Raw genomic sequence first — 24723 nt, 5'->3', positions numbered from 1 at the left:
GTCAACATCGGGGCGGGCACTTGCGCAAAAAGAAGCTAGGTGTAAGAATCGGGCTTTTGCTCACTAGTCGGGCTGGACTCGTCACTCTGCGGTTGTGCTACGCGTAAGCTCTTTAAGACGAACTCTTACGCTTTTAGCATGGAAAAGAAGACGACGGGCGAGCCGAAGAAAACGGCGGCTAAACCCAAAGCCAAACCCGAAGACACTTACACCGACCTAGCCCTGCGCGAGCGGCTAAAGGAAGAAATAAAGGCCGGCGACAAGGGCGGCGATGCAGGAAAGTGGAGCGCCCGCAAGTCGCAGCTGCTGGCCAGCGAATACAAGAAAGCGGGTGGTGGCTACAAGAAAGACAAGCCCACGGAAGAGCAGCAAGACCTTAATAAATGGACGAAAGAGGATTGGCAAACCGCCGATGGCAAACCCGCCAAACGCGCCGGTGGCACCACGCGCTACCTGCCCAAGGAGGCCTGGGATGAGCTTTCGCCCGCCGAAAAAAAGGCTACCAACGCCAAAAAGCAAACCGGCTCGAAAGCAGGTAAGCCGACCGTAGATAATACCAAGGCCGCCAAAACTGCCCGCAAAAAAGCCACAGATAGCTAGCCGCAGTGCGGACGCCGTAGGCCGCGCTGCTCAAACAAGATTACCTAGGTTCGCAGTGGGGCTAGCCCGCCAAGATCATTTCAGCGACTTCGCGCCCAGTGGCAATAGCCGCATTCAGCGACGGGTAGGCCGTCCAGTCGCCGCAGCGGTAGAGGTCGTCGGCTAGCTTTAGAGGCTGGCGTGGCGGCTGTCCCGCTGCGTATACGGGCAGAGCATGGTCGATTTTGTAGGTGCGCAGGTGCTGCCACCCCGCGGCTTCAGGGCCAAACCAAGCGACCAACTGCGGCTGAAGCTGCGCCAACAGTTCCTCTTCGCTCAGGCCATGCAGGCCCTGGGTGCTCACAGAAATGAGTGCCCGGCCAGCCGGAGCGTAATCGGGTGCTACGTCGCTGAGGAAGGCAACATTGTGCGCTACTCCGTCGGGCACTGAGTTGAGGCGCAGGAGCCGGTCGCCGTGCCCCGGCGAGCGGTCGGCGGCGAAGTAGGTGCAAGTCGTTTGACGCCACTCGGTAGCTGACGTGCCGGCCAGTTGGGGCAGAAAGGCGCGGGCAGAGTCGCCGTCGGTGGCCACTACTACGGTCGCCGCCGTCAGGATTTCGCCGTTGCGCAGGCGCACTTGGGCGCCGTGCACCGCCTCGACGGGCGTATTCAGGCGCACGGTGCCGACCGGCAGCCGCGCTGCTAGCTGCTCCGGAATCTGCTGGATACCAAGGGCTGGCACAGCTGCTTCGCCTACAATGAACTGCTGAAACACGAACTCGAAGAAGTTGCTCGCCGTGCTCAGGTTACGGTCGAGGTAAATGCCGCCGAAGAAAGGACGGAAAAAGGAGTCAATGATGTAAGGGCTCCAGCCATACTGGCGCAAGTACGTGAGCGTATCGGTGCTGGGTTGAGCCAGCAGCTCCTCGCTGGTGTGCTGGCTAACCTGGCGAGCGAGCTTGGCAATCAGTAGCTTATCGGTGAGGCTACCCACCGGCGATGCTAGGGCTGAGAGGGCTGCCAGGGGTTGTTGCAGTGGGCTCACGAGCGTCGTTTCGCGGCCATCTGGTAAGCGCGTTACAGCTCCCGAGCGAAATGCTTTCAGGTTCAGAGCGCCGTAGTCGATCAGGCGCTGCACCTCAGGGTAGCGCGTGAGGAGAATCTGGAAGCCACGATCGAGGCGAAATCCTTCGGGCGTTACGTCGGTGCGCACGCGGCCGCCTACGGCATCAGCTGCTTCCAGCACTAGTACCTTCTGGCCCGCGCGGTGCAGGTAGTTGGCGCAAGCTAGGCCCGCCATACCTGCCCCGATAATGATGATAGGATCAGAAGAACTCATAAGCAAAGAATAGTGGAAGTGAGAGAAACGGCGTTACGTGTACAACAGCTATAAGTCGGTCCTGTTGAGACTAGGTTGCCTTTCACTCACTTTAGAGTTTCCGCGGGCGGGCAGGGAGGACCAATCTTGAACGTTTCCGCGGTGCTGTAGTCTTCCCAGTCATTCAAGGAGATACGCGACTGATCTAGGTAGTACTCGCCTGACGCTACGGTTATTCCGTTGCGAAAATGGCCATTCGCGTATTTTTCACTAGCTATTAGGGTTTTGCTACCTGTTAGCTGTTGTAGCCGCCAGCGGCCATCGGGGATACCATTGACCACCGTGCCGCCCCAGCGCACATCTTCCTCGTCGCGGTACCAAGTGCCATTGCCGTTGCGCACCAGTTGCTTGCCGGTTTCGTCCCAAAATTGTTGCACGATGGGTTCACCCCCCGCCCCGAAACTAAGTACTTGCCGCGGCTTGCCCGATGGATACCAGTAGGCCCAGTCACCAACTTGCTGGCCCTCATGGTAGTGTCCGCGGGCAGCTAGCTCTCCCGTGCGGTGGTAGAGTTCAAATACGCCTTCCTTCTTGCCATTGCGAAAAGCTCCTTTTAGTGCCAGCAGGTTGTTGTGCATCCAATAATCGCGCACGAAGCCTTTGAACACCCGCGTACTATCGAAGCGCACATGGCGCCGTATTGCGGCGCAACCAGCCGGGGTAAGCAGGTACCGGTCTGAGTAAAAGAAAGCTATGCTGTCCGGTAGGGCAGCCACGCGGTAACAGTCGCGCAGGTTGGCCGTTGGGGTGGCTGGAAACCTACGTTGCTGTCCCTGAACTGCTCCTACCCAACCGATAAGCAGACCCAATAAAACGAAGCAATAGCGCATAGATGATAGAAAAAGCTAGGTGCTGAGCACTACGTACTTGAAACGTAAGCTGAGGGCGGAAAAGTCAGAAGCTAGCCTAGGTGCAAAAATCAAAACAGCTTCGGCCTCGGCTTCATGACTTTACGCGTTTTCATGGTGTAGAACTCCGCCACGCCGGGCCGTGCTAGCTCTACCTGCCACACTCCCATCACTTGCCCGAGGCGGTAGCCGGTGGCTTGGTCGCGGGGGTAGTTTTTCTTGATCAGCGCATCATCGGCCGCCGTGATGTCGCCGCCCACCGAGCCGTGGCAGCGTAAGCACAATGCATCATCGAGCACAATAGGGCGCTGATAGGTGAACACCTCCGCGCTAGGCCGCACCACCAGCCGGGTGGTATCTGATTGAAGCTGAGCGGCTGGCAAGCTAGCGAGGTGCTCACGGTTACGTGGGCGGCTGCTCACACGGCGCGGCTTGGCTTGCAGGATACGCGCCATCGAATCCGTGGAGGCATAGCTTTCCGGGCGGCAGTAGGGAAGAGCGGCCGCCACCCCACCCTCCTCAAGCTTTGCTTTTAGCAAGCGGCGTAGCTCGCGGTCGGCGGTGCGGGTGAGCGTGTCGCCGGCCCAGCGCGCTGCGTGCAGTAAGTCGGCTGGCATAATGCGCTTCACCTCCCAGTTGGCGGCTTCCACGGCAATCTTCTTCGTGTCGCGCAGGTGTTGAATCTGGTCGGACGAACAAGCCGCAAGGCTGAGCAGCAACAAGGTAGTAGCAGAAAAAAGCAGGCGCATAAGAAGAGGAGAATACGTACTAGAAACCTCGTTCTAAGGCAATAAGTTGAAAATGTAAACCAAGTTTTAAGACTAGAGCTACAAAGCTCCCCTCCTTTTTTAAGGAGGGGTTGGGGGTGGTAAAACTCGTTGAACGACAGGCTAGGTCTAGTTTTCTAGCTCTAGCCAGCCACCCCAACCCCTCCTTAAAAAAGGAGGGGAGCTTTGTAGCTCTAGCTTTTAGCTTTACCAAGCGCTATGCAGTAGCTAGTAGGTATTCTTTTAGCTGCGCAAAGTCAGGCGCCAGTGGAATGCTTTTCTTTTCCTTGCCCAGAATGGCTTCCACCGCCGAGGGCAGCGCAATCTTCTCGTTCGTAATCGGTTCCACGGTGTCGTAGAATTTCACGGGGTGGGCCGTTTCGAGGAAGAAGCCTTGGTCATGGGGGTGCTGGCCTAGGTAGTCTTCCAAGGCATGATACGCCACTGCACCGTGCGGATCGAGCAGGTAGTGCTGCTCATTTTTCACGCGCTTGATGGTATCGGCTGTAGTTTCGTCGGTGACGGTGTAGCCGGTAATGGTGTTCTTGATGTGCTCGTAATCAAGCTTAAACAGCTCCTGAATGCGCACAAAGTTGCTGGGGTTGCCCACGTCCATGGCGTTGGAGAGGGTCGGTACGGCTAGCTTCGGCTCAAACTCCCCGCTGAGCAGGTAGGCTGGCACCGAGTCGTTGATGTTGCAAGCCGCCACGAAGTGCTTGATCGGCAAGCCCGATTCGTAGGCAAGCAGACCAGCACCTAGGTTGCCGAAGTTGCCGCTAGGCACGGCTACTACCGGCGGCTCCTCGCCCTGCCATTGTTGCCAAGCGTAGCAGAAGTAAAACTGCTGGGGCAGCCACCGCGCCACGTTGATGGAATTAGCCGACGTGAGCGACCGACGCTGCGTAAGCTCTTGATCTACAAACGCCTGCTTTACGAGCTGCTGGCAATCGTCGAACGTACCCTGAACTTCCAGCGCCGTGATGTTTTGGCCTAGGGTCGTGAGCTGTAGCTCCTGAATGGAGCTGACCTTGCCGGCTGGGTACAGAATGACCACATCGACGCCTTCCACGCCCAGGAAGCCGCTGGCTACCGCGCCGCCCGTGTCGCCGGAGGTGGCCACTAGCACGGTTACTTTGCCTTCGCGCTGCTGTGAAAAGTGACCGAGGCAACGGCTCATGAAGCGCGCCCCCACGTCTTTGAACGCAAGAGTTGGGCCGTGAAACAGCTCCAGCGTGCTGATGCGGTCGGTGATAGAAACCAGCGGAAACTCGAAGTCAACCGTTTCGGCGCAGATGCGGCGCAAGTCTTGCTCCGGAATAGCATTACCCACGTAGGGCTGAATGACTTCAAAAGCTAGGTCGGCTTTGTTCTTATGCTTGAGTTCTCGTAGAAAATCGGGGGAGAACTTAGGGATGCGCTCCGGGAAATATAAACCCATGTCGGGCGCTTGCCCGGCAATCGTGGCTTGCCGGAAGTCGACAGCCGGCGCCTGCTTCTTAAGGCTGTAATACAGCATGATCGAAGGGTTGTAGCGCGAAGCTCCAGCTTCGTGCATCGGTTGCACAATGGTTGCGAAACAGGACCCGGCGCAAGCTGTTCCGCAACGCGCGAAGCTGGAGCTTCGCGCTGTTCGTTTACTCAATCACCACGCGCACCCCTTCCGAGTTGATGGTGGTGACGTAAGTGTGAAAATCAATACCGAGGCGGGTGTAGGTTTCGCTCATGCCGGCCTCCACTTGGCGAGCCGTATCTTCATCCTGGCTCAGCATGAAGATAGAGGGGCCCGAGCCGGAAATGCCGCCACCTAGGGCACCCGCTTTCTTAGCTTCCAACTTCACATCGGCAAAGCCCGGAATGAGAATGCTGCGCACCGGCTCAATAATAACGTCCTCCAAGGAACGGCCGATCAGCGCGTAATCACTTTTCAACAGACCCGCCACTAAGCCGCCCACGTTGCCCCACTGCCGAATAGCATCCTTTAGCAGCACTTGCTTCTTGAGAATGTCGCGGGCGTCGGAGGTGCGCACTTCGATTTGGGGGTGCACCACGGTTACCCAAAGCGGCGGCGCGGCTAGCGGCACAATGTCGAGCGGCTGCGTGGCCCGGATGAGCGTAACGCCGCCGTAGATGCAGGGGGCAATGTTGTCGGCGTGCTGCACGCCGGACGCTATTTCCTCCCCGTACATGGCAAAGCGCACCAACTCGGCCGGCGAATAGCGGTTGCCGAGCAAGTGGTTAGCCCCCACCACCGCACCCGCCGCGCTGGCCGCGCTAGAACCAATGCCGCTGCCGGGCATAATGGCTTTGGTAATTTCTACCTCAAACCCCACCACATCGGTAGCGTCGCGCAGCAAAGCTAGGAGCGCGCCGCCGGCTACGTTGCGCTCGGCTTGGGTAGGCAGGTTGTAATCGTCTTTGTTGATGATCGTTACGCCAGGCTTGTCGGTCAGGCGCATACGCATCGTGTCGTAGGGCTCGTGCAGGGCAAAGCCAAGCACATCGAAGCCGCACACCACGTTGGCGACCGTGGCAGGCGCCAGCACGGTTACTTGGCTGGAGGATAAAGTCGAAGACATGAGAGTTGCTGAGTGGTTGTGACTGAGCACCTAGCCTCCTCTCGTGCGAGAAAGCTAGGTGCTGCGTCAAGCAGAGCGAGAGTCTTTAGATGCGCGCGGCGCGCATTACGTCGGCAAACACGCCGGCGGCCGTCACATCGGCACCAGCACCAGCTCCTTTCACTACCAGCGGTTGCTCGGGGTAGCGGTTTGTGTAGAAGAGCACCACATTGTCCTTGCCTTGCAGCTGATAAAAGTCGCTGTCGGGGCCCACGTGTTGCAGGCCGACGGCAGCTTTACCATCGGCGTAACGTGCTACGAATTTGAGCTTTTTGCCCTCGGCGCTAGCCTCGTCGTAGAGGCGGCGGAAGTGCGCCTCGTGCACGGCGAGCTGCTCGTAAAACTCAGGTACCGTGCCTTCCATGCAGGAAGCCGGCAGGAAGCTCTCGTTGGTGATGTCGTCCATTTCCATCACTTGGCCGGCTTCGCGGGCCAGAATCAATATCTTACGGGCTACGTCGGTACCCCCTAGGTCGAGGCGCGGGTCGGGCTCCGTGTAGCCTTCCTGTTGAGCGCGGCGCACCACGTCGGCAAAAGGAATGGTGCCATCGTAGTTGTTGAACACGAAGTTGAGCGTACCCGACAGCACCGCTTCGATACGCTGCACCACGTCGCCGCTACGCAACAAGTCGTTCAGCGTGCCGATAACCGGCAAGCCAGCACCCACGTTCGTTTCAAATAGGAAGGAAGCGTTGTAGCCCCGCGCCAGCGCCTTCAGGTTGGCGTACGACGCGTAGGGCGAGGAGCACGCCACCTTGTTGCAAGCCACCACCGATACGCTTTTCTCCAGCACGGCCGCGTAGGTTTTGGCAACTTCCCCGCTAGCTGTCACATCCACAAAAATGCTGTTACGCAAGTTCTTGGTGCGCACCATCTCTACGAACTCGTTGAGGTGCATGATTTCGCCATCGGCCAAGGCCGTCGACCAAGTTTTGAGGTCAAGGCCTTCGTCATTGGCTACAAAGTGCTTGCTGTTGGCAATGGCCACTACGCGCACCTGTAAGCGGAGCTTTTCGAGCAAGTAGGCTTCCTGCTGCGCGAGCTGTTCGAGCAGCTTGCTGCCCACGTTGCCGATGCCGACAATGAACAGATTGACCTGCTTGTACACCGTTTCGAAGAACGCTTCGTGCAGCACGTTGATGGCCTTGCGCACGTCGCTAGCCCGGATTACGGTGGAAATGTTGCGTTCCGACGAGCCTTGCGCAATAGCTCTGATATTCACGCCATTGCCCCCCAGCGCAGCAAATTTCCGGCCGCTGATACCTGGGTGGTTTTTCATGTTTTCGCCAACCACGGCCACAATAGCTAGGTCGCGCTCTAGGTGCACGGGCTCTAGCTTGTGCACCGCAATTTCGGGTGCAAACTCGGCGTTGGCGGCTGCTTGTGCGCGCTCAGCATCGAGGGCGCTGATGCCCACCGAAATCGAATGCTCCGAGGAGCTTTGCGTGATAAGGACTACGTTGACTAACTCCCGCGAAAGCGCCTCAAACAAGCGCTTCGAGAAGCCGGGAATGCCCACCATGCCGCTGCCTTCCAGGCTCAACAAAGCTAGGTTGCCCATGCTCGAAATGCCACGCACCACGTTCTGGCTCGGGGGCGGGGTTATCTCTACCAACGTGCCGTAATCGTCGGGGGCAAAGGTATTTTTGATCCAAAGCGGAATGCCGCGGTGCATCACCGGGTGAATGGTGGGCGGGTACAGCACCTTCGCCCCGAAGTGCGAAAGCTCCATAGCCTCCTGGTAGGAGATGTGCGAAATCGGGCGGGCCGTAGACACGAGGCGCGGGTCGGCCGTCATCATGCCGCTCACGTCGGTCCAGATTTCCAGGGAGCTAGCATTTAGCGCCGCCGCGAACAGGGCCGCGCTGTAGTCGGAGCCGCCCCGGCCTAGGGTCGTGGTGGTGCCCGCGCCGTCGGAGGCAATAAAACCGGGCACAACGTACAACGGTTGTGCCGTGGTGGCTACGTAGTCGGCAATCTGGGCGTAGGTGGTGGCTAGGTCTACCTCCGCAAAGCCGAAGCGGCTGTTGGTGCGAATTAGCTCGCAGCTGTTTTTCCACTGGTGCTGAATGCCGAGGGCCTGCAAGCGAGCCGCCACCAGCGACGACGACACATACTCGCCAAAGCTCATGATGCGGTCGAGGGTGCGGGTGGAAAGCTCGCCCAGCAGAAACACGCCGTCGCAGATGCCTTCCAGCTCGTTGCATTTCTTCTTCACCAAGCTAAGCGCGGCACTTTGATTCGCTACCGGAATCAGCGCTTTCACCGTTTCGAAGTGGCGTTCCTCGATGAGGCGGAGCTTGTCTTTGTAGGACTCTTGCCCGGCGGCCGCTAGGGTGCCGGCTTCAATCAGGGCATCCGTGATACCACCCAGGGCGGAAACTATAACGACGGTGGTGTCTTTCTGAGCCGCGGTTTCTACTACCCGTACTACTTTGTTGATATTCTCTGCGTTGGCAACCGATGTGCCCCCAAACTTTAAAACCTGCATACAAACGCGGTTGGTGAACTATGTGAAAAGCAGCGAAAGCGGGTTTAAACGCTTTCTGGCGGGGTGGGCCGAATTGCGGCACCATATTAGGGCATTTTTGAACAAATCCGGTACTCCAAAGGCAGAAAACCAACGAACTAACGGGAACAGGAGCCCATGGCAGTCGTGTTATATTCTGTACCTTTGCATACTAAATACAATTCTCTGAAGGCACTATGCTAGATAAACTGGAGGCCATTCGCCAGCGCTACGAAGATGTAAACGAACAGCTCATGCAGCCCGAGGCCATGAGCGACATGAAGCGCTATAAGGCCCTCAATAAAGAATATAAAGACCTCGGCAAGATCGTAACCGAGTATCGCAATTATCAACAGGTGCTCTCCAACATCGAGGGCGCCCGCGAAGTCATTGCTACGGAGAAAGACGAAGACTTCCGCGAAATGGCGAAGGCCGAGCTTGATGAGCTTGTACCAGAGCAAGAGCGCTTGGAAGCCGTTATCAAAGACCTGCTGATCCCGAAAGACCCCAACGATTCCAAGGATGTCATCATGGAAATCCGGGCTGGGGCCGGCGGCGACGAGGCCGCTATTTTTGCCGGCGACTTGCAGCGTATGTACATGCGCTATGCAGAAAAGCACGGCCTGCGCATGGATCTGATTGATGCAACGGAAGGCACCTCGGGCGGCTACAAAGAAATTGTGCTGTCGCTGAAGGGGGAAGATGTGTATGGCAAACTCAAGTTTGAGTCGGGCGTGCACCGCGTACAACGCGTGCCAGCAACTGAAACCCAAGGCCGTATTCACACCTCGGTAGCCTCTATCGTGGTAATGCCAGAAGCGGAAGAGCTAGATATACAGTTGGATATGAACGATATCCGCAAGGATCTGTTCATGTCGTCAGGCCCTGGTGGTCAGTCCGTAAACACGACGTACTCGGCCGTGCGCCTCACGCACATCCCAACGGGCCTTGTAGCGCAGTGCCAGGACCAGAAGTCGCAGCTCAAGAACTTCGATAAAGCGCTGCAAGTGCTCCGCTCACGCATCTACGAGATTGAGCTAGCCAAGAAGAACGAAGCCGAAGGCGCGCAACGTAAGAGCATGATCGGGGGCGGCGACCGTTCGGATAAGATTCGCACCTATAACTACCCCCAAGGTCGGGTTACGGACCATCGCATTGGTCTGACAGTTTATAACCTAGCAAACGTGATGGATGGCAACATCGACGATTTTGTGGAGCAGCTCCGCATTGCCGAAAGTGCCGAGCGTTTGAAAGAAGGCGTCGCGTAAACGTTGCCTATTGAGCATTCTGCTAACGGAACCTAGATCGAGCGGAGTGAAGAGCCTTACCACGGTTGAGCAATTATCGTCAAAGCGAATCGTTCAACGGTGGTAAAGCGCTTCACTCCGCTTTGCTGTACTTAGTAGGCTAGGTTCTATAAATTAGCTTCATCACTCGTTATCTATGCGCTACCTTTTACCCTTGCTGTTTCTTTTTGCTTGTGCACTTTGCTTGCTGCCCGGCTGTGAGCCGAAGGAAGATGTGCTCACCAAGGATAGCAGTGCTAAGCTGGAGTTCTCGGCCGATACAATGTTCTTTGACACGGTATTCGTGCAAACGGGCTCCGTAACCAAACGCCTGTGGGTGTACAATCGCAACAGCCGCGCGGTGAAGGTGGAGCAGATTGGCCTCGGTGAGCCTACCAACTCACCGTACACGCTTATCGTTAGCGGGCAGCAAAGCACCGCCCTACAGAATATTGAAATTCGCGGCAAGGATAGCCTGCTGGTGCTGGTGCGCACGACTATCACGCCCGGTCAGGAGAGTAAGCCTTTCGTGGTGGAAGACCAACTGCGCTTTCGCACCAATGGTAACGACCAAGATGTGAAGCTGCTAGCCTACGGGCAGAATGCTTATTTCCACCAAGATCAGGAGTATGTAGCCTGCAACAGCGTATGGCGTAACGATAAGCCGCACGTCGTGCTCGGTGCCGTGGGCGTTGGGCCCGGTTGTACACTCACTATCGAGGCCGGAACGAAGGTCTATTTTCACGCCGGAGCGGCGCTCGTAGTGAAAGGCCAATTACTAGTCAACCCTAGGTTTAATCCAGGCAACAACGAAGTGAAAGCCGACGACGCTAACATCGTGCGCTTCGCTGGCGACCGGCGTGAAGCCTATTACAATGACATTCCTGGGCAGTGGCGTGGTATTCAGTTTGATTCGACTAGTAGTCGCAACAGTATACGTTACGCCGAAATCAAGAATGCGAACTTTGGACTGTTGATCTACAACCCAGGCAACAAAACCCACCCCAAAGTGGCAGTCCAGAATACCGTTATCAAGAATATATCTGCTGCGGCTTTGTCGTTTGCAAGTGGTGGACAAGGCTTTGATGGCGCCGGCATCTTTGGTATCAGCGGCGACTTCGATTTGGTTAACACGGTACTCACCAACTGTGGTGAGTACGCTATCCGGGCGATTGGCGGCGGTGAGTACAACCTTAACTTCTGCACCATAGCGAACTACACGCCGCAGTTTAAACGTGAAAAGGCTTCGCTTGATTTCACCAATGCACCTGCCGTAAAGCGCGTAACCGGTCCGGTAGCCACGAGTATTACCATCACAAATTCCATCATTTGGGGAATCAACTCGGGCACAGTTAAAGAAGAGCTGAACTTTCAGAACAGCGACAGTTACCGGGGAAACATAAATGTATACAACAGTTTGCTGCGCACTACTGCTTACCTAGGTACTACAGAGGGGCCCAACAAACCCGGCCTAGGTCGCTCGGATTACCTGAACGTGCTCAACGAGGCGCCCAATTTTAAGCGGGCCTCCGATAGCCAAAAGCCCGCATTCGACAAGCTAGACTTCAGCCTCGATTCGCTCTCGCCGGCGAGCAATCGTCCTCTGTATCGGAACGATAGGTTCGTTGCGCGCGACTTGCTCAACCATCCGCGCAATCCGCGAAACCCTGACCTAGGTGCTTACGAGCGGGTAAACCCTTAGAAGCGTAACGGAGTAAGGGAATAACTGAGCAGGGAGTTCGAGAACGGCCTTACTCAGTCACACAGCTACTCAGTTACTCCTTTATGGTTTGGCTCCAGAAAAGATTGCGCTTGCCGGCGGTGCGCCGTGGCTTTCACCTCATCACCGATTTGCTCGCCGCCGAACTACCTGAGTTGGAACAGATCAAGATAGGTACCGCGCACTTTTTTATTCAGCATACGTCGGCTAGCTTGAGCATCAATGAGAATGCCGACCCCACGGTGCGCCATGATTTCGAGGAGTTTTTCAACCGTACTGCTCCCGAAAACGCCCCGTATTTCCGTCACAACTCGGAGGGGCCCGATGATATGCCTGCACATCTGAAAGCAGCTATGCTTGGTACGTCCGTGACCATCCCTATTACCAATGGGCAACTCGCGCTTGGCACATGGCAGGGCGTGTACCTAGGAGAGCACCGCAACCATGGCGGTCGGCGTTGGGTAGTGGCTACGCTGATGGGACAGCAGTAACGTGAAGCATCTCGTTTCGCGTGTTGTTGAACGACGACACTGACACGACCTAGGTATCAATTAGTTGACGAATACGCGGAGTTGAAGCTTCGCGCTACAGTCAGAATTCGAGCTACAACTGCACCCGCACAACGGCGGAGTAGCGCAGCGTATCAAATAGAATGAGCTTTTGCACACCGTTTACTTGGTAGTTGTTTAATACTCCATTGTTAGCGCGCAGCAGTAGCTCTTTGCGTGAGAAGAACAGTGCGTTATCTTGGCTAAGCCTAGCTCTGACTTCGCGAATTCCTTGTGGGCCTGACACTACTGTCATACTTTCTACAGCATTCTCAATGCCCGGCTTGCGACGGTACGTTTGCTGTTGCAAACCGTCGGTAGCAGGTATAGGCGGCTCAATAGTATAGGTGCCCCGCAAAGCTGCTTTGTTGATATCCGCTTGGTAGAAAAGCTGTAACTCTTTGTTCCAGTTAGTATGAGAGACTTGTGCGGTTTCTTCGTGCCCATCTCGAAGCTGCACAAGCTTCACTACTACCGGATTGCGCCGGTTCAGCAAGGAAGCTTGTGCATCCAAGAAGCCTTTTAGGTCGAAGTAAAGCGGTTTGCGCGCCGGTGCTGCTTGGCTATTGTTGCCACTGCTAGAATCGCAGGCGGTACCAACGAGTGCTAGCAGACCGAACAGCCACTCGTTACGCATTAGCTGGTTGCGTTTGGGGCGCTGGCTGTAGCAGCGACTGGCCGTTCATCTCGGCCGGCTGAGGAATACCCATTAAGGCAAGTACAGTCGGAGCGATGTCGCCTAGCTTTCCGTCGGCTAGGGTGCCTTGGTAATTGTTGTCGGCCAAGATGCAGGGCACCAAGTTCGTTGAGTGAGCCGTGTTGGGCGAGCCATCCGGATTAATCATCACATCGGCGTTACCGTGGTCGGCAATAATGATGCAGGCGTAGTCGCTAGCTAGCGCCGCTTCTACCACGTCTTTGGCGCATGCATCGGTTGCTTCTACAGCCTTCACTACTGCCTCAAACACGCCCGTGTGACCTACCATATCGGGGTTGGCAAAGTTCAGCACAACAAAGTCCGCAGACTTCTGCTGTAGCTCCGGCACCAAAGCATCGCGCAGCTCATGAGCGCTCATCTCGGGTTGAAGGTCGTAGGTGGCCACTTTGGGCGAAGCTCGCATGAGGCGTTTTTCACCTTCAAACTCATTTTCGCGGCCGCCCGAGAAAAAGAACGTGACGTGCGGATATTTCTCCGTTTCGGCAATGCGAATCTGCGTCTTGTGATTAGCCGCCAGTACTTCACCTAGGGTATTGCCGAGGTTGTCTTTGTCGAAGATGGGAGTGACGCCCGCGAAAGTAGCGTCGTAGTTGGTCATCGTCAGGTAGTGCAGGTTCAGGCGATGCATCTGGAATGCATGAAAATCCTGCTGGGTTAGGGCCTGCGTAATCTCCCGGCCGCGGTCGGTACGGAAGTTAAAGCAAAGCACCACGTCCCCTTCCTGAATGGTAGCGAGCGGCTGCCCATCAGCGCCCACCTTCACGATGGGTTGCATGAATTCGTCGGTTACTCCTTCTTTATAGGAGTCGAGCATCGACTGAATCAGGTTCTGCGAAGGTGTGCCCTTGCCGTTCACCAGCAAGTCGTAGGCTACTTTCACCCGTTCCCAGCGGTTGTCGCGGTCCATGGCGTAGTAACGGCCGACGATAGAGGCAATTTTGCCCCCGTTGCGCTCCAAGTGCTTTTCTAAATCATTTACGTAGCCCACACCTCCCTTAGGGTCAGTATCGCGCCCGTCGGTGAAGGCATGAATGAACACTTTGTGCACCTCGGCGTCGTGCGCTAGGGTGCACAAGGCTTTCAGGTGGTCGATGTGGGAGTGCACGCCACCATCGGAGAGCAAGCCCATCAGGTGCAGCGTTTTGCCGTTGGCCTTGGCATACTCGAAGGCTTTCGTCAGCGCCGGCATCGTACCTAGCTTCCGCTCCCGGATGGCTTTATTGATGCGCACCAAGTCTTGGTATACGACCCGACCCGCGCCAATATTCATGTGGCCAACTTCGGAGTTACCCATTTGGCCTTCTGGCAAGCCGACGGCTTCGCCCGAAGCCTGCAACCGGCTGTGCGGAAACCGCTGAAGAAGCGAATTGAAAAAAGGCGTTTTAGCGTGCGCAATAGCTGAAATTTCCTGGTTCTGTCCGAGGCCCCAGCCATCCAAAATCACCAGCAGTACCTGTTTGTTCATGGTCGCAAAGATAGGCGCAAAGCCTGTAATGACTACATTCAGCCCAATTACGTTTATTATAACTTAAAGTAGAATAAATTGAGTGGTAACCTTTTTTTATAATAGGTAGTTGGCATAATTTTAGCAAATGATATGACGCATTCTTTACTCTAGTATGAAACCTACCCTTTTACAAACCCTCGTTTTAGCGTGGCTGATGCTTCTGTCTGTCGTGGTACAGGCCCAAGGCGAGGCCTTCGTACCCGTTGGCGGCGCTATTCGTAGCGGTTCGTCCAAAGATTTGGCTCAGTATTTTGGCTCCTCCGTTGAGCTAGGCTTCGATGGCGATAAGCAAAGCTACAGCGCCACACAAGCTGAATTCGTGATGAAAGACTTCTTCTCTAAAAATCCACCGACTGGTTTTGTTTTCAATCACTACGTAAATGGTGACGGAGGAACCCGTTTGGCTGTTGGTAAATACAGCGGTAAAAGCGGAACCTACGACGTGTACGTGAAGATGAAACAAGACCATGGGACGTTAGTTGTCGATGGAATTGACTTTACGAAAGGCCAAGAGTGATTTATAAGCGGCGTTTAGCGGCTTGATTGAGAAGTATTTGTTATCCGAATAGCTGCGAATCGCTCAGTATTACTTTCCAACTCATATTATAGAAAAAGGCCCCGGCGTAAGTCGGGGCCTTTTTCTATTTTTGCACCGTGCAAAATACTTCTTATCTTACCTCAGAAGCTATTTCTACTTTCATCCGTACGGCCTTGGCCGAAGATGTAGGTGATGGCGACCATTCATCCTTGGCTGCCATCCCGGCGGAAGCGCGTAACCGGGCCAAATTGCTGGTGAAAGGCGAAGGAGTATTAGCCGGTGTAGAGCTAGCGCAGCTGATCTTCCGGGAGGCAGATGCTAGCTTAGTTATAGACTTGCGACTCACCGATGGCGCGTCCGTAAAGTACGGAGACGTGGCTTTCACCGTAGAAGGCCCCGCCCGCAGCATTCTGACGGCCGAGCGCTTGGTGCTCAACTGCATGCAGCGCATGAGCGGCATCGCCACGCATACCGCTTACCTTACGAGCTTATTGGTGGGCACAAAAGCCAAGCTGCTCGATACTCGTAAAACGACCCCCAACTTTCGGGTGTGTGAGAAGTGGGCAGTGCTCATTGGCGGGGGGGTAAACCACCGGTATGGGTTGTTTGATATGATCATGCTCAAGGATAACCACGTCGACTATGCCGGTGGTATCCAAGCGGCTATTGAGGCTACGCAAGCATACCTAGCCCGCACTGGTCGGCAGTTACCGATTGTCATCGAAACGCGCACCTTGGCGGAAGTACAACAAGTGCTCGAAACGGGTAATGTCGACCGAATTATGCTCGATAATATGTCGCCGGAGTTGATGCGTGAGGCGGTGACGCTCATTGACGGGCGTTATCCAACGGAAGCATCGGGTGGCATCACGGAGCAAACCATTGCCGCGGTTGCCGCTAGCGGCGTAGACTACATCTCGGTTGGTGCGCTCACGCACTCGGCCGGTATCATGGACTTAAGCTTGAAAGCATTCTAAGGTGTTGAGTGACAGGAGTGCGCCTAAGCTGGTTGTTGCTTTTTCCTAAGCAAAGAAGTACGCACGCGCAGCATCTCTCCCTTAGTTCATTACTCCATTAGCAAACCAGCACAAGAAATCAGCACATCATCTTATGATGCAACCCCCTAATAACCAACGTGGATTTCGTCAAGCGCAAGGTCCCTCACCGCTCGCTATCCGCACCAAGAAAAACCAGCTTGATACTAACACCTATACCCGCATGGCCATGGCCCAGGTATGGCGCAAGGAATGGTGGTATGCCCTTATTCCCCTAGCCATTGGCCTAGCGCCTGCCCTTATCTGGCACTCATGGTGGTGGGTACTGCTCGCTTTGGTACTGGTGCTGCTATTCGTGCTGCTACGGTCGGCGCAAGTGACAGGCGTAACGCAGATGGAGCAGAGCAAACCGCTGTTTGAGCGCCTGAGCTACGAAATAGACCAGCGCCAGATCTTACTACGTCGTAATGAGCGCGAAGGCATGAACCTAAGCTGGGATATGATCGGCCGCGCGGTGCGCGAACCAGATGCCTTTGTTCTCTACCTGAAGCAGGGTGAGGCGCCCGCTGATCTGGCTGGGTGGCGCCGTTGGATTGCTACGACATTCGACGTACCCGTATTTCTACACTTGCCGCTTCGCATCTTCAACTCGCCCAATGATATCAAGCTGTTCGATTCGATGTTGCGTCGCAAGAACTTGTTGCCGGTTATTGCGGTAGCTTCGAATTCTACCGCCGCGTAACTTTCAGCTTCGCTAGGCGGTATCACTTAACTGGTTGAATGGGTCCATGACTGCCTTACGTTGAGAAGGGAGTCGCCATTGCTAGTCAACTGCTAATCATTGAATAACTTAACCATTCAACAATTTTCACTAATGACTAAGAACCTTCTGCTCTCAGGATTGGCTCTTGCTACGTTGGCACTGAACGCGTGCAGCAGCGAACCTTCCGATTGGCGCCCCGATAAAAAAGTCTCGGTAGACATGATTGCGCCAGGTACTCGCACGGAAGAAGACTTCGACAAGGAAGCTGATCCGAACCAAGCTAAGGGCGGCGCTATTGCTGAGCCAATTAGCTCGCACGCTACCCTCGACCGCCGGGCGAAGCCTTCAGCTGAACAAGCTACTTCCGCTAATGCTGAGGAAGTGATGAACTCCAAGGACAAGACAGATGCGCGCAAGGTACAGGCCAAGCCTAGCCAAGAAGACACTACCAAAGGTGGCCACGAGGTACAGCGCTAAGCCAGGAATGCTAGTGAGTACCAAGAAGCTACCAATTGTGGGGCTGCTGCTGACGATGGCTGTTGCGCTCGTCGGTTGCGATTCGAAGCCCGCAGTCACCGACCAAGCAGCCACTTCTACTGCGCAGGCGCCGGTCAGCCAAGTGGCCGCTTACCGGTGCCCCATGGGGTGCGAAGGTAGTGACAGCGACAAACCAGGAAAATGCCCAGTATGCAACATGGAACTAGAGCGGAATCCTGATTACAAGCCGGCCGCTGCTACTGCTACTCCCGATTCGTTGTAGAGCGCAGACCATTACTTAATTCCTCTTTTCTGTAACATTGTTGCATGAAAGTAGATTAAGTAATGGTCTGTGTTTTTGCTAGGAAATGACCTAGCTAGTATTTTTTAATAGTAAGTACATGTGGTTTGCCGTTTTGCTGTTGTTCTGCACCGTGTTAGGGGCTGGTTTGCTAACTCGGCTAATGCCAACGGCGCGCACTACATGGATGAAACCCCTGCTCGCCTTTAGCGGTGCTTATCTGTTCACGCTCACCATTATTCACCTGTTGCCGGAAGCCCTGACGCTTTCGCCTCAGCAGGGCAATCGAATTGGCTATTTCATCTTGGCGGGATTCTTCGGGCAGCTACTGCTAGAGGTATTCTCACAAGGTGTTGAGCATGGGCACATTCATCATCATACCAACCACGCCGGCCACGTGCCGTTCTTATTGTTGTTTTCGCTAGTAATCCATTCTTTTTTGGAAGGCAGCATTTTGGTGCGCACGCCTGCACTAGAAACTTCGACAACGCAAAATTTCTACGCCATTCTGACGGGCATTGCGTTGCACCACATTCCGGCCGCTTTCGCCCTAATGGCGGCCTTGCTCTTGCGCCTAGGAAGCTTTAAGCGGGCATTGCCTTACTTAGTGCTGTTTGCGTTAGCGGCTCCTGCTGGCATTATCATAAGCAACTACGTTGTGCTGACGGAACTACTACAGGGCGGTTGGTATGCCGCGCTGCTTGGCTTGGTAGCCGGTAATTTTCTGCATGTATCTACTACCATCCTCTTCGAAACCAGCCCAGAACACCGCCTCAACTTACCTAAGCTAGCTGCTACGTTGGTAGGAACGTTGCTGGCGCTAGCAGCCGATTGGGTATAAGATAGTAATGATAGTGCGTCTTGACTACCTAGGGCTCCTCAGAACAGCCAGTCGTCGGCTTCGAGGGTAGGGCCGGCCTCTCGGAAGTGCCGCTCTAGTTGGGCCGCACGGGCAGTTTGCAGCGATAGGGCTTGCTGTAGGTGCAGAAGCCGGCGGCGCATAGCCAAGATGATATCGATGCCTTCCTTGTTGATACCTAGGTCGTGGTGCAGCCGCGCCAGCCGCGCAAGGTGTTCGGGTTCGTCGCGGATGGCATCGGGCGCTTCAGCAGCGCCAAGCAGACCTAGGTCCACAAACTCCCGCAGATCTTGTTCGCTTAAACCGTAGGTGGCCGCGCAGTCGCGGTAGCTGATCGTGATGATGTGCGTTTCCATAGCAGATTTGGGGTAAGCTTCTGGTTTGGGCGCCAAGGGTAGGCTATTCGCCGCGCAGAGCGGCTAGTTGTTGCACCAGTTCTTTTTCCTGGTTGCTAAGGTTCTGAGGTACCGTCAAATTCAGACGCAGGTACAAATCGCCAAATTGATCTGCCTGTCTGTAGACGGGGAATCCCTTGCCGCGCAGGCGTAGGCGTGTGCCGTTTTGCGTTTCGGGCTTGATCTTGATTTTTACAGGACCTGATAGCGTTTCTACGATTTGCTCGCCACCCAACAGCGCTTTATAGATGCTCACTGGGACATCCATCGTGAGGTCGTTGCCCGTGCGCGTGTAGCGTGGGTCCGGAGAAATGCGAAACGTGATGTACAACGAGCCACTAGGCCCGCCGTTGCGGCCTGGTCCGCCCTGGTCACGCAGCCGAATTGTTTGACCATCTTCTACGCCCGGCTGTACCGTTAGGCGCAGGTTCTTGCCGTTTACCGTGATGGTGCGCGGACCACCTTTGTAGGCTTCCTCCAAGGTAAGCTCTAGCTCGGCTTGGTAGTCTTGCCCGGCGCCGGGGCGAGTACTGCCGCCGGCCCGAGCACCACCCATGCCGCCGAAGATAGAGCTGAAGAAATCGGAGAAGTCAGCGCCCTCAAAGCCTCCTGCTTCGCCCCCAAATCCGCCAAAGCCGCCTGCGCTACCCTGGGCGTACTGCGACCAATCGAAGCCGCCAGCGCTTTGACCACGGCCTGGCCCGCCCGCTTGTTGGTAACGCTGCCAATCGGCACCCAACTGGTCGTATTTCTGGCGTTTTTCGTCGTCGCTCAGTACTTCGTGCGCTTCATTTACCTCCTTAAACTTTTGCTCAGCCTCCGGATTGTTCGGGTTCACATCGGGGTGGTACTCGCGCGCGAGCTTGCGGTACGCTTTCTTGATCTGGTCTTTGGTGGCTGACTTATCAAGCCCCAATATTTTGTAATAATCTTTGTAATCCACCGGATGATGGGAGTTGATGTGGTGACAGCTCTGGTACTGCCCTAGGATGGCACTCGGCCTCCACGAAGCGAATACCTACTGAGTCAGTATGTGCTAAAAATAGCACAGCAAAATCACTTTTTCAGCGGATCATGCCCCCAGTTCATCAGCGAATAGCGCCAGCGAGAATGCTCTACATCGTGCGCCGGGCCCTGGGCTAGGTGGCGGCTAATGTACGAGTGCACCTTGTGCATATGCTCCGCATCTGCATCCGTGAGGTCTGCTTTCTTCTTGTGTAAGATCTCAATAATCCGTTCTCCCGACTTCTGGCCAATGCTTGTACCATCGCCACTGTCCTGACCAACCGACGCAGATTCCTCGGTTTTGAGCCACTTCTCTAATTCGGCGGCCGTCATGTTCACTTGCTCTTTGAATTCGGCGTAAATGTTGTCAGATGTCTGTTTGTCGCTCATGGTAGCAGAAAATTTTGCGGTAATGCCCCGAAGGACAGCTGTTTATTTTCTGGCTTAACGTAAGCCCAACGCCGGGAGTTACTGGTTCGTAAAAACCTAGGTAGCGCGCACTGTACTTCCGCTTTATTTCGTTACTGGCCTGTATTCCACCCAACCGCTCTCATATGAAAAACCTATTGGCGTCCTCTTTTTTCTTGCTGCTCATATTAGGCAGCACCACTACCTACGCCCAAACGAAAGCAGCGCCCCGCAAAGCGGTAGAGCCTAAACCGCGCATGGTGAGCAATGGCGCCACGATGAAGGATGGCGTGACCATGAAAGAAGGCAAAGTACTCGTCACGCAACAAGGTCTTACCAACACACTGACGCAGGAAATGACGCTCACCAACGGCACCAAAATCAGCCCCGCTGGCAGCGTGACTATGGCTAATGGGTCTTCTGCTACCTTGCAGGAAGGCGATATGCTGTCGCTGAGTGGCCGGCTTACCACCGCCGCCATGAAAGCAGAGCAGGATAGCTTGCTCATGGCCAGCAAGGAGCAGGGCAAAAGCAAGTCAAAAAAGAAGAAATAAGCAGCATCGCTACCAATACAACTCCCCGTCGGCGCGCCTTGGACCTAGGTTTGGGCGCGCCGACGGGGAGTTGTATTCTGTACCGTGGAATGAAAGTGTATTTAGGAGGCTAGCAAGATGCCCATACGTTGGAGGCTTAGTATTGAGTATAGTCTTGCAAAATGGCGCTAGCTTCAGCGTCGTCTTTTGCCTCAACGACTTCATCCAGTACGTACTGGATTTCGGTTTCAGTCCAGCCTTGGGCCTCCGCGGCCTTTACAAATGCGCCAAGCGCCACGAAACGTGTGGCAGTGCTTGGTGCGGTCCATTTTACTTTCTTTCGAATACGCATCAGAGGACTAAAGAAAATTGGTAGAAAGGTATCGAGCTAGCTTTGGCAAGTTGGGCTGTTGTGTTAGCGACTGCCAGGCATAGCACGCACCACTTTCAGCTGCACTGGCGCTACGCCTGCTTGCACCAAGCCAATTCTACGCGCTGCTTTACGGGAAAGGTCAATGACCCGGCCCTTGGCGTGGGGCCCCCGGTCGGTTATCTTCACTTTTACGGAGCGGTGATTCCGCGGATTAGTGACGCGCACAATGGTGCCAAACGGTAAAGTATTGTGTGCTGCTGTACGTTTGCCAGGCCGATAAGTGGCACCACTGGCTGTTTTCTTGCCGTTGAACTTATCGGCATAGTAGGAAGCTTGCCCAGCTTGCGTGAATGCATGACGACCACTGCCACAGCTGGCCAGTAAGAAGCCCGTGAGAAGAAGCAGGTAGCGAAAAGAAGCAAAGGAGGTCATTAAGGGCAGAAGCTAGGCAAGGCAGAAAAAAGCTAAAACAGCAGTAATGTGTTAGTTGCGCGATGTGGCAGCCCTGGCCGGAATGCGTAAGGAAAGAAGGTTCTGAAAGTTTCCCTGGAACACGTTAAAATCGACGGCCCCGCGAATGCCTGGCACGTACGATTCGTCGCTGTGCTGCCAGATAATCCATTTCTCCTTGGGCAGCGCGGGGCTTGCTACCTCATAGTGCGCTAGCCACAGCGGATAGTTATCGAAGTGCCCAGCGAGGTGCCGCTGATAAAAGCTGTAGTTGGAGTACAAGATAGGGCGTACTCCGTAGTGCCGCTCCATCAGGCGCAGCCAAGTGCCAACGTTGCGACGCATCTGGGCCACGTCGTGAAACTCGGGCGCTTCTACATCTAGCACGGGAGGCAGGTCGCCGGCAATGAGGGGCACCGTGCGAGCGAATAAGCTAGCTTGTTTGGCGGCGTTGTAGTTGGGCTGAAAGTAATGGTACGCACCCCGCACGATGCCTGCCGCATGCGCATTGCGCCAGTTGCGCTGGAAGCGTGGGTCGCGTAGCGTAACACCTTCAGTGGCTTTGATAAAGGCAAACTGTACCTGGTGGCTCGCTACCTGCTGCCAGTCTATTGTGCCCTGGTAAGCCGAAACGTCAATGCCATGTACGGAGTAGCCGGGTAGCAACGGCGTCTTTTCGTGACCGGTAAGGCGGCTGCTTGTTAGGCTCGCGTAGGTGCGGCGCATGTAGCGGTTGAGCTGCCGCCAATGACGCGCATAGTAGGTGAGGCTCGCCAACAAGAAAACTCCCAAGGCGAGCGGAAGCAAACGGCGTGGTGTGCTAGGTCGTGGGCGAGAAACGGAGCGGCGAGGTTGGTTCATCAGCTTTACCATCCCAAATATAACGTACTACAGCTGGGCTCTGGTACCTATCACAAACCAAGATCTGTCGTATTAAGTCAGAAAATAGCGCAAAATCTGGATACCTAGGTGCTTTTTATAACCTTTGTCTCCGTAAAACTTTCGTTTGTATGGCCTCTTCTCCCGATTTATCTGATGCACGCGACGAGTCAGGGCATCTCATCCGCGAGCTGCACGGCGTGACCCTTGCTCAGATACTAGAATACTTGGTGGCGCACTACGGATGGGGCGAGCTAGATCGTCGCATTCGCATCAACTGCTTCGCCATGAACCCCAGCGTTAAGTCCAGTCTGACGTTTTTGCGCCGTACGCCGTGGGCGCGCACCAAGGTAGAAGAACTTTATATTCGCACGCGTTCGGAAGAAGTTACCAAGAAGTAATGAGCGCAGCAAAAGTGGGCTATATCCTATTACTCGTCAGCCTATTCCTTTAAACCGTTATAAGTTTACGCGCCACTTCTTCTACAACTTCATTATTCTACCGACATGGCTGATGTAGCACAAAAGTCAAGCGGTGCAGCGTTGGTAGTGGGCTTGCTGCTGTTCATCGTCTTCGAGACGGCCGCGTACTATCTGTTGCGCTTCGCAACCTCGGGCCTAGGTATGTCCGATCAGATGCAGCCCGAAAACACAATTGTCAGCAATTGGGTGAAAACCGTGGTGTTTCTGCTCCTGCACTTGCTTTTGGTGGTAGTAGCAGTGCTTGTGCTCAGTAACCGCTTGTCTCGGCGCTACCGTGGGCAGGTGATGGGATGGTTCTACTTGTCGCTGCTCACCGGGTTTCTCTTGCTGATCCCACTGTTTGGTTAAACTGGGCTAGAAACAAAAAAGCCACTGCGCGGGCAGTGGCTGAGGTGAGACAAGGGGGCCGGTCGGTCCCGGCGTTATATATATAAATAAGAGCAGCTTAGCGCTGCTTGATTTCAATTTCGCGCTGCTGGCTTGCGGGGTCTTTGTACGGAATGCGCACGCGCAACTCGTTTGCCTCGTGCACCGCATCAATGCGAGCTAGGTCGAGGTTGGCAGGTAAATCGATGGTCTGCGCAAACAGCGGAGCAGCTAGCTGGTCGCCGGGCTGATGGCGATATTCGCAGTACACGGTGAGGCGGTTGTTATTGAGCACCACATGGAAATTCTCGGGGCTAACCGAAGGAACGGCCACGCGTACCACCACACCTTTGTCGCGCTTATCGACGTGCAACATCGCCTGCGCCGTACCACCACCCAACGTGTTGAGCAGGTTAAGTTGCGGGGCAATGTTGCGGATGAATTCTTGGCTTATCAACTTCATGGCTTTCGTCTCTCTTGTGATTGGTAAGTGCTTAAAGTCAAACGACGTACCAACCTTAAAAACCGTCTTTTCGGCCTGTTGTTGCGTCATTTTGGCGGATTGTTTAGCTTGTTCTTAGGCAACTTATGGCCACAATGACAGGCTCCGATTAACCACAAATCCGGCGCACACAGACTGGTTTTTTAGGTTACATGCATAACAAAGGGCACCCGTTTAAGGTGCCCTTTATCTGTGGCTTTCTCCTGGGGGAGAACAGGCTTACGAGCCCACGCTAAGCCTGCGCTAGGCCGTGTTTGCGACACTTATTCAGTAAGCTCAGCCGCTATGCATTATTGGGTGAGTCAGCCGTTGTGTCAGCTTGCGTGGCACCGGCCTGCACCGGGATATCGGTGGCTTGCTGTCCTGTGCGGTCTGTAAGCTGTCCGCTCGGGTTGCTGCTATTTTGGCTGCCTCGTACCTGAATCTGGTGCCGCATCGTTTTGTGTTCGTCTTTGGGGACAGTGATGTGTAGCACGCCATCTTCGAAGGACGCTTCGATTTTGCTAGGGTCAACCGTGTCGGGCAACTGAAATGACCGGCTGAAAGAACCATACGAGCTTTCGACTACGTGATAGCGCCGCTGGTTCTGATCGTTGCGAAACTGCCGCTCTCCGGCAATGGTGAGGCGGCCCTGGTGAAAATCGACCTTGATGTCTTCGCGTTTCATCCCTGGCAAGGCAGCTTCAATTTCGTAGCCCCGCTCGGTTTCGTAGGCATCTATTTGCGGAGAGAAGCTGGCTACGCGGCCGCGCGAGGCCAGCGAGTCATTGAAGAAGCGGTCGAGCATGGAGCTGAAGCTTCCCGGCATCACGTCGGAAAACGAATCCTGATACTTCTGAATAGCCATGGTGAGTAGGTTATTTTAGCGTGTACAACAGGTTGTCAACTGACGCCTATTTTACTTGCTTAGTCACGGCTAGGT

General features: G+C 54.9%; 29 protein-coding genes. 13 read left to right on the top strand and 16 right to left on the bottom strand.

Annotated elements, in window-relative coordinates; all coding sequences use genetic code 11:
- Positions 1 to 138 precede the first annotated feature (138 nt).
- Positions 139 to 600 (top strand): hypothetical protein, encoded by a 462-nt coding sequence (locus BXP70_RS02375; RefSeq protein ID WP_086592394.1) that lies wholly within the window; start codon positions 139 to 141, stop codon positions 598 to 600.
- A gap of 61 nt (positions 601 to 661) precedes the next feature.
- Here the strand turns inward: BXP70_RS02375 and BXP70_RS02370 are convergent, their stop codons facing one another.
- From BXP70_RS02370 to thrA, 6 genes are all read right to left on the bottom strand, one after another.
- Positions 662 to 1918: a protoporphyrinogen/coproporphyrinogen oxidase gene (locus BXP70_RS02370; protein ID WP_143436344.1), complete on the bottom strand. Its 1257-nt coding sequence runs from the start codon at positions 1916 to 1918 to the stop codon at positions 662 to 664.
- Positions 1919 to 2004: 86 nt separating this feature from the next.
- Entirely contained in the window at positions 2005 to 2787 is a 783-nt protein-coding gene (locus BXP70_RS02365; protein ID WP_086592393.1) for a toxin-antitoxin system YwqK family antitoxin, read from the bottom strand.
- 89 nt (positions 2788 to 2876) lie between these two features.
- The gene (locus BXP70_RS02360; RefSeq protein ID WP_086592392.1) at positions 2877 to 3554 is read right to left on the bottom strand and encodes a c-type heme family protein; all 678 of its coding nucleotides are present in this window, start codon (positions 3552 to 3554) and stop codon (positions 2877 to 2879) included.
- A 235-nt stretch (positions 3555 to 3789) separates the two neighbouring features.
- Positions 3790 to 5127: a threonine synthase gene (thrC, locus tag BXP70_RS02355; protein ID WP_245849438.1), complete on the bottom strand. Its 1338-nt coding sequence runs from the start codon at positions 5125 to 5127 to the stop codon at positions 3790 to 3792.
- Between the two features lie 79 nt (positions 5128 to 5206).
- The gene (locus tag BXP70_RS02350; protein WP_086592391.1) at positions 5207 to 6148 is read right to left on the bottom strand and encodes a homoserine kinase; all 942 of its coding nucleotides are present in this window, start codon (positions 6146 to 6148) and stop codon (positions 5207 to 5209) included.
- A gap of 85 nt (positions 6149 to 6233) precedes the next feature.
- Positions 6234 to 8678, bottom strand: a complete 2445-nt coding sequence (thrA, locus tag BXP70_RS02345; protein WP_086592390.1) for a bifunctional aspartate kinase/homoserine dehydrogenase I — start codon at positions 8676 to 8678, stop codon at positions 6234 to 6236.
- Between the two features lie 215 nt (positions 8679 to 8893).
- Between thrA and prfA the strand changes: the two genes are divergently transcribed.
- From prfA to BXP70_RS02330, 3 genes are all read left to right on the top strand, one after another.
- Positions 8894 to 9964 (top strand): peptide chain release factor 1, encoded by a 1071-nt coding sequence (prfA, locus tag BXP70_RS02340; protein WP_086592389.1) that lies wholly within the window; start codon positions 8894 to 8896, stop codon positions 9962 to 9964.
- 175 nt (positions 9965 to 10139) lie between these two features.
- Positions 10140 to 11684 (top strand): hypothetical protein, encoded by a 1545-nt coding sequence (locus BXP70_RS02335; RefSeq protein ID WP_086592388.1) that lies wholly within the window; start codon positions 10140 to 10142, stop codon positions 11682 to 11684.
- An 83-nt stretch (positions 11685 to 11767) separates the two neighbouring features.
- Positions 11768 to 12193, top strand: a complete 426-nt coding sequence (locus BXP70_RS02330; protein ID WP_086592387.1) for a secondary thiamine-phosphate synthase enzyme YjbQ — start codon at positions 11768 to 11770, stop codon at positions 12191 to 12193.
- A gap of 112 nt (positions 12194 to 12305) precedes the next feature.
- Here the strand turns inward: BXP70_RS02330 and BXP70_RS02325 are convergent, their stop codons facing one another.
- The gene (locus BXP70_RS02325) at positions 12306 to 12887 is read right to left on the bottom strand and encodes a hypothetical protein (RefSeq protein ID WP_086592386.1); all 582 of its coding nucleotides are present in this window, start codon (positions 12885 to 12887) and stop codon (positions 12306 to 12308) included.
- Complete coding sequence (gpmI, locus tag BXP70_RS02320) at positions 12880 to 14433, bottom strand: 2,3-bisphosphoglycerate-independent phosphoglycerate mutase (RefSeq protein ID WP_086592385.1); 1554 nt, start codon at positions 14431 to 14433, stop codon at positions 12880 to 12882. The genes BXP70_RS02325 and gpmI overlap by 8 nt, the downstream gene beginning before the upstream one ends.
- Positions 14434 to 14587: 154 nt before the next feature.
- Between gpmI and BXP70_RS02315 the strand changes: the two genes are divergently transcribed.
- From BXP70_RS02315 to BXP70_RS02290, 6 genes are all read left to right on the top strand, one after another.
- A complete protein-coding gene (locus tag BXP70_RS02315) occupies positions 14588 to 14992 on the top strand; it encodes a DUF4783 domain-containing protein (RefSeq protein ID WP_086592384.1) in 405 nt (134 codons plus the stop codon).
- Positions 14993 to 15129: 137 nt separating this feature from the next.
- Positions 15130 to 15990: a carboxylating nicotinate-nucleotide diphosphorylase gene (nadC, locus tag BXP70_RS02310; protein WP_086592383.1), complete on the top strand. Its 861-nt coding sequence runs from the start codon at positions 15130 to 15132 to the stop codon at positions 15988 to 15990.
- Between the two features lie 133 nt (positions 15991 to 16123).
- Positions 16124 to 16750, top strand: coding sequence for a hypothetical protein (locus BXP70_RS02305; RefSeq protein WP_245849436.1), 627 nt, complete (start codon positions 16124 to 16126; stop codon positions 16748 to 16750).
- A gap of 132 nt (positions 16751 to 16882) precedes the next feature.
- Positions 16883 to 17248, top strand: coding sequence for a hypothetical protein (locus BXP70_RS02300; protein ID WP_086592382.1), 366 nt, complete (start codon positions 16883 to 16885; stop codon positions 17246 to 17248).
- A 7-nt stretch (positions 17249 to 17255) separates the two neighbouring features.
- A complete protein-coding gene (locus tag BXP70_RS02295) occupies positions 17256 to 17531 on the top strand; it encodes a heavy metal-binding domain-containing protein (protein ID WP_086592381.1) in 276 nt (91 codons plus the stop codon).
- A gap of 205 nt (positions 17532 to 17736) precedes the next feature.
- The gene (locus BXP70_RS02290) at positions 17737 to 18390 is read left to right on the top strand and encodes a ZIP family metal transporter (protein ID WP_245849434.1); all 654 of its coding nucleotides are present in this window, start codon (positions 17737 to 17739) and stop codon (positions 18388 to 18390) included.
- A 38-nt stretch (positions 18391 to 18428) separates the two neighbouring features.
- Here the strand turns inward: BXP70_RS02290 and BXP70_RS02285 are convergent, their stop codons facing one another.
- From BXP70_RS02285 to BXP70_RS02275, 3 genes are all read right to left on the bottom strand, one after another.
- Entirely contained in the window at positions 18429 to 18764 is a 336-nt protein-coding gene (locus BXP70_RS02285; protein WP_143436342.1) for a chaperone modulator CbpM, read from the bottom strand.
- A gap of 43 nt (positions 18765 to 18807) precedes the next feature.
- Positions 18808 to 19746, bottom strand: a complete 939-nt coding sequence (locus BXP70_RS02280) for a DnaJ C-terminal domain-containing protein (protein ID WP_086592378.1) — start codon at positions 19744 to 19746, stop codon at positions 18808 to 18810.
- A 113-nt stretch (positions 19747 to 19859) separates the two neighbouring features.
- Positions 19860 to 20198 (bottom strand): DUF3140 domain-containing protein, encoded by a 339-nt coding sequence (locus BXP70_RS02275; RefSeq protein ID WP_086592377.1) that lies wholly within the window; start codon positions 20196 to 20198, stop codon positions 19860 to 19862.
- Positions 20199 to 20362: 164 nt separating this feature from the next.
- Between BXP70_RS02275 and BXP70_RS02270 the strand changes: the two genes are divergently transcribed.
- Positions 20363 to 20770, top strand: a complete 408-nt coding sequence (locus BXP70_RS02270; protein WP_086592376.1) for a DUF6799 domain-containing protein — start codon at positions 20363 to 20365, stop codon at positions 20768 to 20770.
- Between the two features lie 136 nt (positions 20771 to 20906).
- Here the strand turns inward: BXP70_RS02270 and BXP70_RS02265 are convergent, their stop codons facing one another.
- The 3 genes from BXP70_RS02265 to BXP70_RS02255 form a co-directional block, all read right to left on the bottom strand.
- Positions 20907 to 21101 carry a hypothetical protein gene (locus BXP70_RS02265; RefSeq protein ID WP_086592375.1) on the bottom strand — a complete coding sequence of 65 codons (195 nt, stop codon included), beginning with the start codon at positions 21099 to 21101 and terminating at the stop codon, positions 20907 to 20909.
- Positions 21102 to 21164: 63 nt separating this feature from the next.
- The gene (locus tag BXP70_RS02260; protein WP_086592374.1) at positions 21165 to 21554 is read right to left on the bottom strand and encodes a septal ring lytic transglycosylase RlpA family protein; all 390 of its coding nucleotides are present in this window, start codon (positions 21552 to 21554) and stop codon (positions 21165 to 21167) included.
- A gap of 51 nt (positions 21555 to 21605) precedes the next feature.
- A complete protein-coding gene (locus BXP70_RS02255) occupies positions 21606 to 22433 on the bottom strand; it encodes a glycoside hydrolase family 25 protein (RefSeq protein WP_179197553.1) in 828 nt (275 codons plus the stop codon).
- A 149-nt stretch (positions 22434 to 22582) separates the two neighbouring features.
- Between BXP70_RS02255 and BXP70_RS02250 the strand changes: the two genes are divergently transcribed.
- Both BXP70_RS02250 and BXP70_RS02245 read left to right on the top strand, forming a co-directional pair.
- Positions 22583 to 22852: a VF530 family protein gene (locus BXP70_RS02250; RefSeq protein WP_086592372.1), complete on the top strand. Its 270-nt coding sequence runs from the start codon at positions 22583 to 22585 to the stop codon at positions 22850 to 22852.
- A 105-nt stretch (positions 22853 to 22957) separates the two neighbouring features.
- The gene (locus tag BXP70_RS02245; RefSeq protein WP_086592371.1) at positions 22958 to 23281 is read left to right on the top strand and encodes a hypothetical protein; all 324 of its coding nucleotides are present in this window, start codon (positions 22958 to 22960) and stop codon (positions 23279 to 23281) included.
- Positions 23282 to 23378: 97 nt separating this feature from the next.
- Here BXP70_RS02245 and BXP70_RS02240 read toward each other — a convergent pair whose 3' ends face one another.
- Both BXP70_RS02240 and BXP70_RS02235 read right to left on the bottom strand, forming a co-directional pair.
- Complete coding sequence (locus BXP70_RS02240) at positions 23379 to 23852, bottom strand: Hsp20 family protein (RefSeq protein WP_086592370.1); 474 nt, start codon at positions 23850 to 23852, stop codon at positions 23379 to 23381.
- 232 nt (positions 23853 to 24084) lie between these two features.
- The gene (locus BXP70_RS02235; RefSeq protein WP_086592369.1) at positions 24085 to 24648 is read right to left on the bottom strand and encodes an Hsp20/alpha crystallin family protein; all 564 of its coding nucleotides are present in this window, start codon (positions 24646 to 24648) and stop codon (positions 24085 to 24087) included.
- Positions 24649 to 24723: the final 75 nt, after the last annotated feature.

This window comes from Hymenobacter crusticola, from assembly GCF_002154225.1.
GTDB classification, from domain to species: Bacteria; Bacteroidota; Bacteroidia; order Cytophagales; family Hymenobacteraceae; genus Hymenobacter; species Hymenobacter crusticola.
Note: the sequence above shows the minus strand (reverse complement) of the source record. Positions and strands in the feature narration are given on the sequence as shown.